Here is an 11,095-nt window from a genome sequence, read left to right on the forward strand (position 1 = left end):
ATGGCCGGCGCCAGCACACGCAAAGGCCATGTACGCGCTCAACAGCCTCGTAGGCCCCGAGATCGGGGAGCTGCTCGAACAGCGCCGCTTCGACCGGCTGCGCGCCGCCCTGCTCGAGCTCGAGCCGGCCGACGTCGCCGACCTGGTCGAGGGGCTGGAGCAGGACCAGGCGGCACTGGTCTTCCGGCTGCTGCCGCGCGATCTCGCGACCGACGTCTTCAGCCACCTCGACACCGACCGCCAGCAGAGCCTGATCGCCAGCCTCGGCACGGAGCGGGTGGCGGCGCTGATCAACGAGCTCGACCCGGACGACCGTACGGCGCTGCTCGAGGAGCTGCCGGCCGAGGTGGCGCAGCGCCTGATCGCCCTGCTGACCCCGGCCGAGCGGAGCGTGACCCAGGCGATCCTCGGCTACCCCGAGGAGAGCGTCGGCCGGCTGATGACCCCCGACTACGTGCGGGTCCGCGCCGAGTGGACGATCGCCCGTGCCCTCGAGCACATCCGCCGCTACGGGCGCGACGCCGAGACGGTGAACGTCATCTACGTCATCGACGAGAGCGGCCGTCTCATCGACGACCTCAAGATCCGCCAGTTCCTCTTCGCGGCGCCCGAGCAGACGGTCGAGTCGCTGATGGACCGCAAGTGCGTCGCCCTGTCCGCCACCGACGATCGCGAGGAGGCGGTGCGGCAGATGCAGCACTACGATCTGATCGCGATGCCAGTGGTCGACTCGCGCGGCATCCTGGTCGGCATCGTCACCGCCGACGACGTCGCCGACGTGGCCGAGGAGGAGGCGACCGAGGACATCCAGAAGATGGGCGGCATGGAGGCGCTCGACGCGCCCTATCTCGAGATCGGCATGGGCCGCATGATGCGCAAGCGCGGCGGCTGGCTGAGCGTCCTCTTCGTCAGCGAGATGCTCACCGCCACGGCGCTGGCCTATTTCGAGCACGAGATCGAGCGCGCCGTGGTCCTGGCGTTGTTCATCCCGCTGATCATCTCGAGCGGCGGCAATTCCGGCTCGCAGGCGTGCTCGCTGATCATCCGCGCCATGGCGCTGGGCGAGGTCGGTCTGCGGCAGTGGTGGCGCGTCCTGCGCCGCGAGCTGGCGAGCGGTCTGATGCTCGGCTCGCTGCTCGGGTCGATCGCGCTCATGCGCATCGTGCTCTGGCCGACGCGCGCGACCCTCTACGGCGAGCACTACGTGCTGGTCGCCATGACCGTCGCCTCCAGCGTCATCGGCGTCGTCACCTTCGGCACCATCGCCGGATCGATGCTGCCGTTCATCCTCCGCCGCCTCGGCTTCGACCCGGCCGCGGCGTCCGCCCCCTTCGTCGCCACGCTGGTCGACGTCACCGGGCTGGTGATCTACTTCTCCTGCGCGGCGCTGATCCTGCGCGGCACCCTGCTGTAGGGCGCGGGCGCCGCCGGCGCGGCGCCCGCCCGGGGCTTCAGAAGAAGATTCCCTGCCGCTCGCTCAGGCCGCGGTCGATCATCCCCTGGATGGTGTCGACCACCTTCTGCACCTTGCGGTCGATGACCGCGTCCTCGTCGTCGGGATCGCCCTCGAAGCGCATCGGCTTGCCGAAGTAGATGCGGTACTTGGTCGGCAGGGGCAGCAGGCCGAGCGGTCCGAGCCAGGGCCAGGTGAGGGTGATGGGAAACGACGGCATGCCGAGCAGGCGGCCGAGGCCCGCCAGGTTGGCGATCGCCGGCGCCTGCTCCTCGGAGCCGATCACGGCCACCGGGACGATGGGCGTGCGGGTGGCGAGCGCCAGGCGCATGAAGCCGGAGCCGAAGTGCTGCAGGCGGTAGCGCTCGCTGAACAGCTTGTTCATGCCGCGCACGCCTTCCGGGAAGGCGATCACCGCCTCCTCGCGGCTCAGCAGGTCGGTGCAGTTCTTCGGCGTGCCGACCACCGACCCGGTGCGGCTCATCAGCAGGTTGACGAAGGGGACGGTGGGCAGCCAGTACTCGCCCATGCCGCGGACGATGCGCGGCGGCTCGCGTTCGAGCACCGTCGCGGTGCCGATCATCGCCGCGTCGAGCGCTACCTGGCCGGCGTGATTGGAGATCACCAGGACGCGGCCGTCGGGGATGTGCTCGATGCCGCTCGCCGCGACGCGGAACCAGTAGCGGTAGAGCAGGGTGGTGATGACCAGCGCCTGGCGGGCGACGTCGACGTTCAGCCCCCAGGGATCGTAACCGTACTCGTTGGTCTGGGTCGGCATGCGCCGCAGGCGCGATGCCACCTCGTCGTTGATGTCGCGCACCACGTCGGGCGTGAGCTGTTCCCACAGCTCATCGACCGTCTGGCGCAGGAGGTGGCGCAGGCCGCGGCGCGGCCGGCGCAGCGGCGCCGGCAGGGCGTGCACGACGCGCGGCGGTGGCGCCGGCAGGGCGGCGATGGCGGCGCGGCGCGTCCGGCGCCGGGGTTCCAGCGATTCGACTCGTGCGGCCATGCGTCCTCCGGTGCCGACGCGGCGGTGGCGGGGCGGCGAGGTCATCGGCGCACCGCCGCGAAGGTCTCGCCGAGCGAATAGCGGGGCGTGAAGCCGGTCGCCTCGCGAAAACGGCTGCCGTCGAGGGTGCACTGGTACTTGGCGAAGTCGATGGCGCGCGCCGGAAAGGCATACAGCCCCCAGCGGAACAGCATCGCGATCGCCGAGCGCACCGCCACCTCGGGCAGCGGCAGCGGCGTGCTGCCGACCTCGTCGATGGCGGTGTGCAGGGGCACGGCGCCCGGCCCGACGACGTTGAAGGCGCCGCGCGCGCCGCGCTCGATGGTCAGCACGATCGCCTCCGCCATGTCGTCCTCGTGCACGAACTGCATCATCGGGTTGAAGCCCATCACCGTCGGGACGTAGTCGGCGCGCAGGTAGCGGCCGATGGCGGTGCGCACCGTCGGTCCGAGCACGTTGGTCGGGCGCAGCACGCTGATGGTGATGTCCGGGTAGTGCCAGAGATAGGCGGTGGCGAGCATGTCCATCTCGGCCAGGTCGCGCATCTCGGGGTAGGTGCGGCTCGAATTCAGCGGGAACGCCTCGTCCATGTAGTACGGGTTCTCGGGGAGCGCGCCGTAGACGTAGGAGCTGGAGACGATGACCAGTTGCTTCACGCCATGGGTGATGCCGAAGTCGAGCAGGCGCCGAGTGCCGTTGACGTTCACCTCGTGGCGCAGCGCCGGGTGCGACTTGAAGTGCCGCACCGAGCCGAGGTGCACGATCACCTCCGGCCGCTCGCGTCGGATGACGTCCTCGAACTTGCGCTTCCGCACGTCCGCCATCGCCATGGCGATGCCGCGCGGCCGGTCGTCCCAGGGGTGGATGTCCACCCCCACCACCTCGTAGGGGTGGCGCCGGTGCAGGAGCTTGCGCGCCACCAGCTTGCCCTGGCCGCTGGTGATGCCGGTGATCAGGACCTTGCTCACCCGGACTCTAGTAGTCGATCGCGGCCGGCATGGGAATGCGGTCGGCATCGGCGCCGAGCGGCGCCGGCATGCGGACGCCGCCGCGACCGGGCGCCCCGCCATCGCTCCGGTAACCGTCGCGCGGCTGTTTTTTGCCGCCGGATGCCGCGCCGCGTCGCCCCATTGCGACCCCAGGGCGCTTGACATCTGCTGGCACGGCGGTTGCGAATGTGGCCCGCATGGCAGAACGAGCGCGACCCGGCGCGCCTGGGCGCGGGGAGGGACTGGATGACGAGGCGGTGCTGTTCACGCAGCTCATCCACGATCTGCGGAACCCGCTGGGCATCATCGCCTACTTCGCCGAGGCGCTGCCGGAGGCGGACGAGGGCGAGAAGCGGGATTTCGCCGTCCGGCTGCAACTGAACGCCCGGCGGGCCCTCCAGGTGGTCGAGGAGTTCGCGCTCCTCAACGAGCTGCGCCGGGACCGGGCGGTCACCGACGACAGCGAGTGGGACGGGCGCGCGCTGCTCGAGGAGATCATCGCCGAGGTCGAGGCGCTGGAGCGGCGGCCGGGGGCGATCCGCTGGGACGCCACCGACGGGGCGCGGCTGCGCGGCGACCACGGCCAGCTCGTCTGCGCGCTGCGCGGCGTGCTGCGCGAAACGGTGCGCAGCAGCCCGGGCGAGGGGATCGTGGTCCGACTCAGCGACGACGAGGGCTGCGCGGTGCTGACCCTGACCGTGCCGCTGCGCGTCGACCGCGAGCTCGGCGTGGTGTCGCGCTTCGACGAGGCCGCGCTAACGATCGAGCTGGCGCGCGGCGTCGCGCAGCTCTATGGCGGGACGCTGTCGATCGAGCAGCGCCCCGGCCGCGCCACCCTGGCGCTCGCCCTGCCGCGCTGACGCCGGCGCGGGCCGCGCCCGCGTTCAGTGCGCGGTGGCGTTGTCCTCGAGCATGTTGATGACGTCGCCGTAGCCGTAGGTGCGTTGCAGGATGCGGCGGACGCGCGCCAGCAGCTCGCCGCGGTCGAACGGCTTCGCCAGGTAGTCGTCGGTGCCGGCGAGGAAGCCGCGGGTGCGGTCGACGGGCTCGTCGAGCGAGGTCAGCATCAGCACCGGGACGTCGTGCGTGCGCAGGTCGGCGCGCAGCCGCTGGCAGACGTCGAAGCCGTTGAGCTCGGGCATCATGACGTCGAGCACGATCAGGTCGGGCGGGTCGCTCAGCGCCGCCGCCAGGCCGCTGGCGCCGTTCTCGGCCGTCACCACGTCGAGCGGCAGGCCGCTGCGCTGGAGGAACATGCTGATCAGGTGGCGGAAGTCCGGCTCGTCGTCGATCACCAGGATGCGGTAGCGGGTCGGCAGCGGAGCGCGGGGCGCGTCGTCGTCGTCGAGATCGCGGTAGGTCATGATCGTGGCCACAGCATCCGGATTTCCGGGCCTTTTGCCACACGAAACTGATGGTCGAATGCGAATTCCCGCCCGCCGGGCCGGGGTTGACTGCGTGCTTCCATGCGGCTTGGCTGGCGAGGTGAAATCCCACGCCATGCTGGCGGGGCTGTCGATCGGCGGCGATGCGCCGGTGCGCATCATGGCCGTGCTCAATGTCAGCCCGGAGTCGTTCTACGGCGGCTCGGTGCGCCGCGATCCGGCGGCCCTGCGCGACGCGGCGCGCCGCGCCGTCGACGAGGGGGCGGATCTCATCGACGTCGGGGCGCGCTCGACGGCGCCGTACGGCGCCGTCGCCGCCGTGCGCGACGACGAGGAGGTGCGGCGCATGCGCTGGGCGGTCGACGTCGTGGCCAATGCCGTCGCGGTGCCGATCTCCGCCGACACCACCCGCGCCGTCGTCGCCGCCGCCGCGCTCGCCGCCGGCGCGCGGGTGATCAACGACGTCAGCGGCCTGCGCGGCGACCCGGCGATGGCGGATCTCGCGGCCCAGGGTGCCGGCGTGGTGCTGACGGCGGCGCCCGACGGCGGGCCCGACGCCCCGCCGTTGGCGCTGGTGCGCCGCGCGCTCGGCGACAGCCTGGCGCGGGCCGCGCGCGCCGGCATCGCCGCCGACGAGATCGTCCTCGATCCGGGGATCGGCTTCTTCACCGCCAGCGCGACGCCCCCCGGCGAGCTCAACTGCGCCGTCCTGCGCCAGCTCGCCGGGCTCGCCGATCTCGGCCGGCCGCTGCTGGTGGGCGTGTCGCGCAAGCGCTTCATCGGGCTGCTCACCGGCCGCGCCGATCCCGCCGATCGCCTCGCCGGCTCGCTCGCCGCCGCCACCGCGGCGGTGCTGCGCGGCGCGGCGGCGATCCGCACCCACGACGTCGCGGCGACGCGCGACGCGGTGCGCGTCGCCGCGGCGCTGCGCTGAGCTACGCCGCCGCGGCCAGCGTCGCCTGCACCAGCGGGTGGTCGCCGATCGCGAGGGCGTCGAGGATGTCGGGGGCGAGCAGGCCGGCGCGGCGGGCGCTCTTCATGATCTGCGGCAGCCGCCGACCGGCCAGCGCCTCGGCGCGCTCGCGGGCGTTGATCGCCTGCTGCTCGCGCAGCAGGGCCGGGGCGAGCGCATCGGCATCCACCTCCGCGTCGCGCAGCCGGCCGAGCACCCGGCCGAGCATGATCGGCCCGGGCTGGTCGGTGGCGACGAAGAGGATCTGCCCCAGCCAGCGGCGGGCGAAGGCGATGCGGTCGTCGAGATCGTGCGCGCGCAGGTGCTCGGCGACGTACAGGACGCCGAACCCCATGTGCCGGCTCTCGTCGCGGATCACCAGCGTCAGCAGGGCGCGCAGCAACGGGTGGGTGGCGTGCTGGCGGATGCCGTCGAAGATGTCCATGGCCACGCTCTCGAGGAAGAACTGCTCGGTGGCGACCAGCTCGAGCGCGCCGTCGGCGGCGAGCAGGGCGTCGAACATCATTTCCGTGCCGGCGTCGATCGCCTCCGGCGGCTCGTTCATCTTCTCGAGGAAGCGGCGGTAGGCGAGGTGGTGGCGCGCCTCGTCCATCGCCTGCGCCGCGGCGTGGTTGCGGTAGTCCTCCTCGCGCACGCGGAGCGCGAGCTTGGCGCAGACGTCCTGGGCGACGCTCTCGCCGACCTGCAGGACGTTCAGCATGCGGCCGAGGGCGCGGCGGGTCGCGTACGTCCGCACCCGCTCGGGCAGGGCGCGGAAGGTGGGCGTCGATCCGAAGGGGGCCCACGCCGGATCGACCAGCGGGTCGTCGGCGGCCAGCGGGATCGACCAGTCGACATCGCGGTCGATGTCCCAGCCGGCCGAGTGTGCCTTGGAGAAGAGCGCGTTGATGCCCGGGTGACCGCTGTTCGGGAGATCGATCAGCTCGCGCGTGCGCATGCGCCCTCCAGACACGGACCTTAGGCGGCCGATGCCGCCGCGTGCAAGCGCCGGGCGAAGGCATGGCGCGGCGGCGCCGGGCGCGATAGGAACCCGGTGCGCGAGCGCGCCGGCCCCTGCCGGCGTCGCCGTGGCGGTGATCATGCGTTTGCTGCTCGTCTCCCTGTTCTCAGTAACCGGCGCCGGCCTGCTCGCGTGGACCGCGGTCCTGCTCGGCTGGCGCCGCTGGCTCGACCTCGACGACACGCCGCACGGTCCCGAGCAGCCGGCCCTGGTCCTCGGCGGGCCCTTCGCGGCGGTCCGGCATCCGCAGACCCTGGGGCTGCTCCTGTGTCTGCTGGCGATCGCGATGTCCTGGCCGCGCCGCGGCCTGTGGGCGCTGGTCCTCATCGCCGCCACCGCGGCGGTGGCCCTGGCGGCGGTCGACGAGCGGCGCCAGGAGGACCGCTTCGGCGAGGCCTACCGCCGCTACCGGCAGGCGGTGCCGTTCCTGTTGCCGCGCGGCTGGTGACCATGGACCGGCGTCTGGAGGTGGCGATCGCCGCCGCTCGCGCCGCCGGCGCGGTGGCGCTGCGACACTTCCGCACCGACCTCGCGGTCGAGCGCAAGGCCGACGCCTCGCCGGTGACGCGCGCCGATCGCGAGGCGGAGGCGCGGGCCATCGCGGTGCTGCGCGAGGCCTTCCCCGACCACGGCGTGCTCGGCGAGGAGTACGGGGAGCAGGGGGCGCAGGGGCGGCGGTGGATCGTCGATCCGATCGACGGCACCCGCAGCTTCATCCGCGGCATCCCGTTCTTCGCCACGTTGGTGGCGTTGGAGGAGGAGGGCGAGGTCACCACCGGCGCGATCTATGCCCCGGCGCTCGACGACCTGCTCTACGCGCAGAAGGGGCAGGGGGCCTTCGACCGCCACGGCCGCCTGCACGTGTCGCGGGCCGACACGCTGCGCCGCTCGATGCTGGTGTTCGGCGGCGTCAGCGGGTTGCGCCGGCGCGGCTACTGGGCCGCCTACGAGCGCCTGGTCGATGCCGCCGGCCGCACCCGCGCCTACGGCGACTACTTCGGCTACACCTTCGTCGCCCGCGGCCAGGCGGAGGCGGTGATCGACGTCGACCTCAAGCCGTGGGATCTGGCCGCGGTGCAGATCGTGATCGAAGAGGCGGGCGGCCGCCTGACCGATTTCGCCGGCCGGGCGACGGCATTCGGCGGCACCGCCATCGCCTCCAACGGCCTGGTGCACGATGCGATCCGCGAGTTGATCGGACCGCCGCCGCCGTCGTGAGCGGCGCCGCGGGTCAGATCTCGTAGTACAGGCCGGGCTCGCGCGCCCCGGCGGGCGGGTTCGGGTAGTCGGCGCCGATGATCTCGTAGGCGTGGCGCACCGCCAGCATGGTGCTGGTCATTCGCACCGGCTCCTCGAGGAAGATCTGCTTCGGCGTCAGCCGCTCCACCAGGCCGATGCGCTGCATGCCGTCGAACAGGGGCGGCCGCACGCCGCACAGGATCACGTGCACGCGGCGGGCGGCGAGGCGCTGGAGAAACTTCTCCAGCAGGGTGAGGCCGACCGCGTCGGGGCTGCGCACGCGCTTCAGGCGCAGGACGACGACCCGGGTCTCGGCGTCGATCCGGTTCTCGATGGTCGCGAAGTGCCGCTCGAGCGCCGCCGTGGCGCCGAAGAACATCTCGCCCTCGAGGCCGAAGATGAGCAGCGGCCCGGCGACGGCGTCCTCCGCCAGCCGCTCGTGGATGCGCCCGTCGGGGGCGACGACGAACTCGGTCAGCAGCATCCGGCCGGTGCGCCGCACGGCCAGGAAGAACGACATCATGACGCCGATCAGGACGCAGAACTCGACCGAGATGACGATGGCGGAGGCCGCGGTGGCGACGACGATCGCGGCGTCGAAGCGCGTCGCCCGCGTGTGGTAGCGCAGCGCCCGCCAGTCGACCATCTTCCACGCCGACACCATCAGGATGCCGGCCAGGGCGGCGCGCGGGATGTAGCGCGCATAGGGCGCGAATTGCACCATGATGATCGCCACCGCCAGCGCCGAGACGACGCCCGACCACTGGGTCACGCCGCCGGCCTGCTGGTTGATCGCCGAGCGGGTCAGCGAGCCCGAGCCGGGGATGCACTGGAAGAAGCTGCCGGTGAAGTTCGCCAGGCCCTCGCTCAGGCACTGCTGGTTCATGTCGAGCTTCTGGCCGGTCTGGGCGGCGATGGCCTTCGCCATCGACACCGCCTCCAGCAGGCCGAGCAGGGCGATGGCCAGCGCGGCGTTGGCGAAGGTGCGCATCGCCGCCGCGTCGACCGGCGGCAGCGCGAAGCGCGGCAGCGAGGCGGGGATCTGCCCGACCACGGCGACGCCGCGCTGGTCGAGGCCGAACCACGCCACCAGACCCGCCATGGCGACGACCACGAGCAGCAGGTCGGGCAGGAGGCGCCAGCCGAGGCGGTGGCGCAGCGCGCGCAGGGCGATCACCAGGGCGATCGTGCCGACGCCGATCGACGCCGTCACCGGCTGCACGCCGCCGCCGTCCGCCAACGTCAGCCAGAACCGGTAGAGGAAGTGCGCGTGGGCATCGCCCATGGCGTGCAGGCCGAGCAGGTTCTTCAACTGGTCGAGCACCAGCAGGCCGCCGGCGCCGAGCGTGAAGCCGACGATCACCGAGTGCGAGATGTAGCGCGTGAGGTCGCCGAGCCGGCAGAGGGTGATCGCGAGCTGGATCGAGCCGACCATGAAGGCGAGCAGCACCGCCGCCTGGATCTTCTGGTCGCTGCCATCGACCGCCGCGATGGCGCTCAGCACGGCGATCGAAATGGCGTTGGTCGGGCCGTTGATGAGCTGCCGCGACGAATCGAAGACCGCCCCGACGGCGGTCATGACGATCGCCGTGTAGAGGCCGTACTCCGCCGGCACCCCGGCGACCATGGCGTAGGCCATCGCCTGCGGCACCGCGACGGCGGCGACGGTGAGGCCGGCCATCACGTCGGCGCGCGCCGCCGCGCCGTCGTAGCGACGCAACGAGTCGAAGGCCGGGATGACCTTGTAGATCGCCGCCGCGACGGGGGATGGGGCCGGGGAGCGCAACGGCGGCGGACTCTAATCGCCCGGCCGCCGTTGGGCAACGCGAACCGCGGCCGCGCCGCGGGCCTCGCGGCGGCGTGGGCGAGGGGGCCGGAGACGCTCGGTCCGTCGCTCCCGGCTGCCGTTCGCGCGCCTCGATCGTGCGGCAAAACCGCGCCCAGACCTCCGCAAACCCTACTTGGACGGTTGGTGGCGCTGTGCTTTCATGGCCCCCGCGGCGGTTCTGCGGAGGACGAAGACGGAATGGTCATGCGATGGCTGATCGGTGTGGTGGCGGGGCTGCTGCTGGCGGCGGGCCCGGCCCTGGCGGAGCGGTGGACCGAGGCGGATTTCGAGGCCAAGGCCAGGATGACCCGTCCCTACAACATGGTGGCGAGCACTGATCCCGCCGTCGCCGACACCATGATCGGCAGCGTCCGCCAGTACTCGGTGGTCAAGGGCGACACCTTCCTCGACCTGGCTCGCTTCTACGGCCTCGGCTACAACGAGCTCGAGCAGGCCAACCCCGGCGTCGATCCCTGGATCCCGGCCTTCAAGACCCAGACGGTGATTCTGCCGACGGCCTGGATCATTCCGCAGGGCGCCCACCAGGGCGTGGTGGTGAACATCCCCGAGATGCGGCTCTACTACTTCCACCCGCGGAAGGACGGCGCCCCGCAACAGGTCACCACCTACCCCGTTGGCCTCGGGCGCGACGACTGGCGCACGCCGCGCGGCAAGTTCAAGGTGCAGGGCAAGACCAAGAACCCGACCTGGGTGATCCCCGAGTCGATCCGCCAGGAGCACATCCGCGAGCGCGGCGACCACCGGACGATGATCGAGGGCGGCGCCGCCGACAATCCGCTCGGCAAGTACCGCATGGAGCTCACCATGCCGGGCTACCGCATCCACGGCACCGACATCCCGTGGGGCGTCGGCATGCAGGTGTCGCACGGCTGCGTGCGCCTCTATCCCGAGGACATCGAGGCCCTGTTCCCGATCGTGCCCATCGGCACCCCGGGCGAGTTCATCTACGAGCCGGTGAAGATCGGGGCCCGCGACGGCCACATCTATGCCGAGGTGGCCCCCGACATCTACAAGCTGATTCCCGACATGCACGCCGAGGCCGAACGGCTGGTATCGGAGCTCGGCTGGCAGGACTACATCGACCACCAGGCGTTGCGGCGCGTCGTCGACGCCCAGAACGGCGTCCCGACCGACGTCACCCTGGGCGGCAAGTCGCTGCAGCGGCAGCCGCAGACGGGGCGTCCCGAGCTGCTCTAGC

At 72.0% G+C, this 11,095-nt stretch carries 12 protein-coding genes; 6 read left to right on the top strand and 6 right to left on the bottom strand.

From position 1 onward, the window contains the following. Window positions 1-28: 28 nt before the first annotated feature. On the top strand, window positions 29-1,414 hold the full coding sequence (gene mgtE / locus KF840_26700) for a magnesium transporter (protein ID MBX3028500.1): 1,386 nt from the start codon (window positions 29-31) through the stop codon (window positions 1,412-1,414). Between the two features lie 37 nt (window positions 1,415-1,451). On the opposite strand, the gene KF840_26705 is transcribed toward mgtE, so the two are convergent. The 3 genes from KF840_26705 to KF840_26715 all read right to left on the bottom strand — a co-directional run bounded on the left by KF840_26705 (window position 1,452) and on the right by KF840_26715 (window position 3,593). Then, on the bottom strand, window positions 1,452-2,231 hold the full coding sequence (locus KF840_26705) for an acyltransferase family protein (GenBank protein MBX3028501.1): 780 nt from the start codon (window positions 2,229-2,231) through the stop codon (window positions 1,452-1,454). A 272-nt stretch (window positions 2,232-2,503) separates the two neighbouring features. Next, window positions 2,504-3,430: an NAD-dependent epimerase/dehydratase family protein gene (locus tag KF840_26710; GenBank protein MBX3028502.1), complete on the bottom strand. Its 927-nt coding sequence runs from the start codon at window positions 3,428-3,430 to the stop codon at window positions 2,504-2,506. A gap of 7 nt (window positions 3,431-3,437) precedes the next feature. After that, entirely contained in the window at window positions 3,438-3,593 is a 156-nt protein-coding gene (locus KF840_26715) for a hypothetical protein (GenBank protein ID MBX3028503.1), read from the bottom strand. Between the two features lie 55 nt (window positions 3,594-3,648). On the opposite strand from KF840_26715, the gene KF840_26720 reads away from it, so the two are divergent. Further along, window positions 3,649-4,311 (top strand): HAMP domain-containing histidine kinase, encoded by a 663-nt coding sequence (locus tag KF840_26720; GenBank protein MBX3028504.1) that lies wholly within the window; start codon window positions 3,649-3,651, stop codon window positions 4,309-4,311. A 24-nt stretch (window positions 4,312-4,335) separates the two neighbouring features. On the opposite strand, the gene KF840_26725 is transcribed toward KF840_26720, so the two are convergent. Beyond that, window positions 4,336-4,815, bottom strand: coding sequence for a response regulator (locus KF840_26725; protein ID MBX3028505.1), 480 nt, complete (start codon window positions 4,813-4,815; stop codon window positions 4,336-4,338). Between the two features lie 136 nt (window positions 4,816-4,951). Here KF840_26725 and folP point away from each other — a divergent pair, with 136 nt between their 5' ends. Continuing rightward, window positions 4,952-5,770, top strand: coding sequence for a dihydropteroate synthase (gene folP / locus KF840_26730; GenBank protein ID MBX3028506.1), 819 nt, complete (start codon window positions 4,952-4,954; stop codon window positions 5,768-5,770). Window position 5,771: 1 nt separating this feature from the next. On the opposite strand, the gene KF840_26735 is transcribed toward folP, so the two are convergent. Continuing rightward, the gene (locus tag KF840_26735) at window positions 5,772-6,746 is read right to left on the bottom strand and encodes a ferritin-like domain-containing protein (protein ID MBX3028507.1); all 975 of its coding nucleotides are present in this window, start codon (window positions 6,744-6,746) and stop codon (window positions 5,772-5,774) included. Window positions 6,747-6,888: 142 nt separating this feature from the next. Here KF840_26735 and KF840_26740 point away from each other — a divergent pair, with 142 nt between their 5' ends. Further along, a complete protein-coding gene (locus KF840_26740; protein MBX3028508.1) occupies window positions 6,889-7,257 on the top strand; it encodes a hypothetical protein in 369 nt (122 codons plus the stop codon). Window positions 7,258-7,259: 2 nt separating this feature from the next. Then, window positions 7,260-8,027, top strand: a complete 768-nt coding sequence (locus tag KF840_26745; GenBank protein ID MBX3028509.1) for a hypothetical protein — start codon at window positions 7,260-7,262, stop codon at window positions 8,025-8,027. Window positions 8,028-8,040: 13 nt separating this feature from the next. Here the strand turns inward: KF840_26745 and KF840_26750 are convergent, their stop codons facing one another. Then, window positions 8,041-9,834: a SulP family inorganic anion transporter gene (locus tag KF840_26750; GenBank protein MBX3028510.1), complete on the bottom strand. Its 1,794-nt coding sequence runs from the start codon at window positions 9,832-9,834 to the stop codon at window positions 8,041-8,043. 246 nt (window positions 9,835-10,080) lie between these two features. Between KF840_26750 and KF840_26755 the strand changes: the two genes are divergently transcribed. Continuing rightward, the gene (locus KF840_26755; protein MBX3028511.1) at window positions 10,081-11,094 is read left to right on the top strand and encodes a L,D-transpeptidase family protein; all 1,014 of its coding nucleotides are present in this window, start codon (window positions 10,081-10,083) and stop codon (window positions 11,092-11,094) included. Window position 11,095 lies beyond the last annotated feature (1 nt).

Source organism: bacterium, assembly GCA_019637795.1.
Classification (GTDB): domain Bacteria; phylum Desulfobacterota; class Binatia; order HRBIN30; family CADEER01; genus JAHBUY01.

Excerpts from the sequence above, each read along its gene's own strand:
- mgtE (MBX3028500.1), top strand. The coding sequence starts at position 29 with ATGTACGCGCTCAACAGCCTCGTAGGCCCCGAGATCGGGGAGCTGCTC.
- KF840_26705 (MBX3028501.1), bottom strand. The coding sequence starts at position 2,231 with ATGCCGACCCAGACCAACGAGTACGGTTACGATCCCTGGGGGCTGAAC.
- KF840_26715 (MBX3028503.1), bottom strand. The coding sequence starts at position 3,593 with ATGGGGCGACGCGGCGCGGCATCCGGCGGCAAAAAACAGCCGCGCGAC.
- KF840_26720 (MBX3028504.1), top strand. The coding sequence starts at position 3,649 with ATGGCAGAACGAGCGCGACCCGGCGCGCCTGGGCGCGGGGAGGGACTG.
- KF840_26725 (MBX3028505.1), bottom strand. The coding sequence starts at position 4,815 with ATGACCTACCGCGATCTCGACGACGACGACGCGCCCCGCGCTCCGCTG.
- folP (MBX3028506.1), top strand. The coding sequence starts at position 4,952 with ATGCTGGCGGGGCTGTCGATCGGCGGCGATGCGCCGGTGCGCATCATG.
- KF840_26735 (MBX3028507.1), bottom strand. The coding sequence starts at position 6,746 with ATGCGCACGCGCGAGCTGATCGATCTCCCGAACAGCGGTCACCCGGGC.
- KF840_26740 (MBX3028508.1), top strand. The coding sequence starts at position 6,889 with ATGCGTTTGCTGCTCGTCTCCCTGTTCTCAGTAACCGGCGCCGGCCTG.
- KF840_26745 (MBX3028509.1), top strand. The coding sequence starts at position 7,260 with ATGGACCGGCGTCTGGAGGTGGCGATCGCCGCCGCTCGCGCCGCCGGC.
- KF840_26755 (MBX3028511.1), top strand. The coding sequence starts at position 10,081 with ATGCGATGGCTGATCGGTGTGGTGGCGGGGCTGCTGCTGGCGGCGGGC.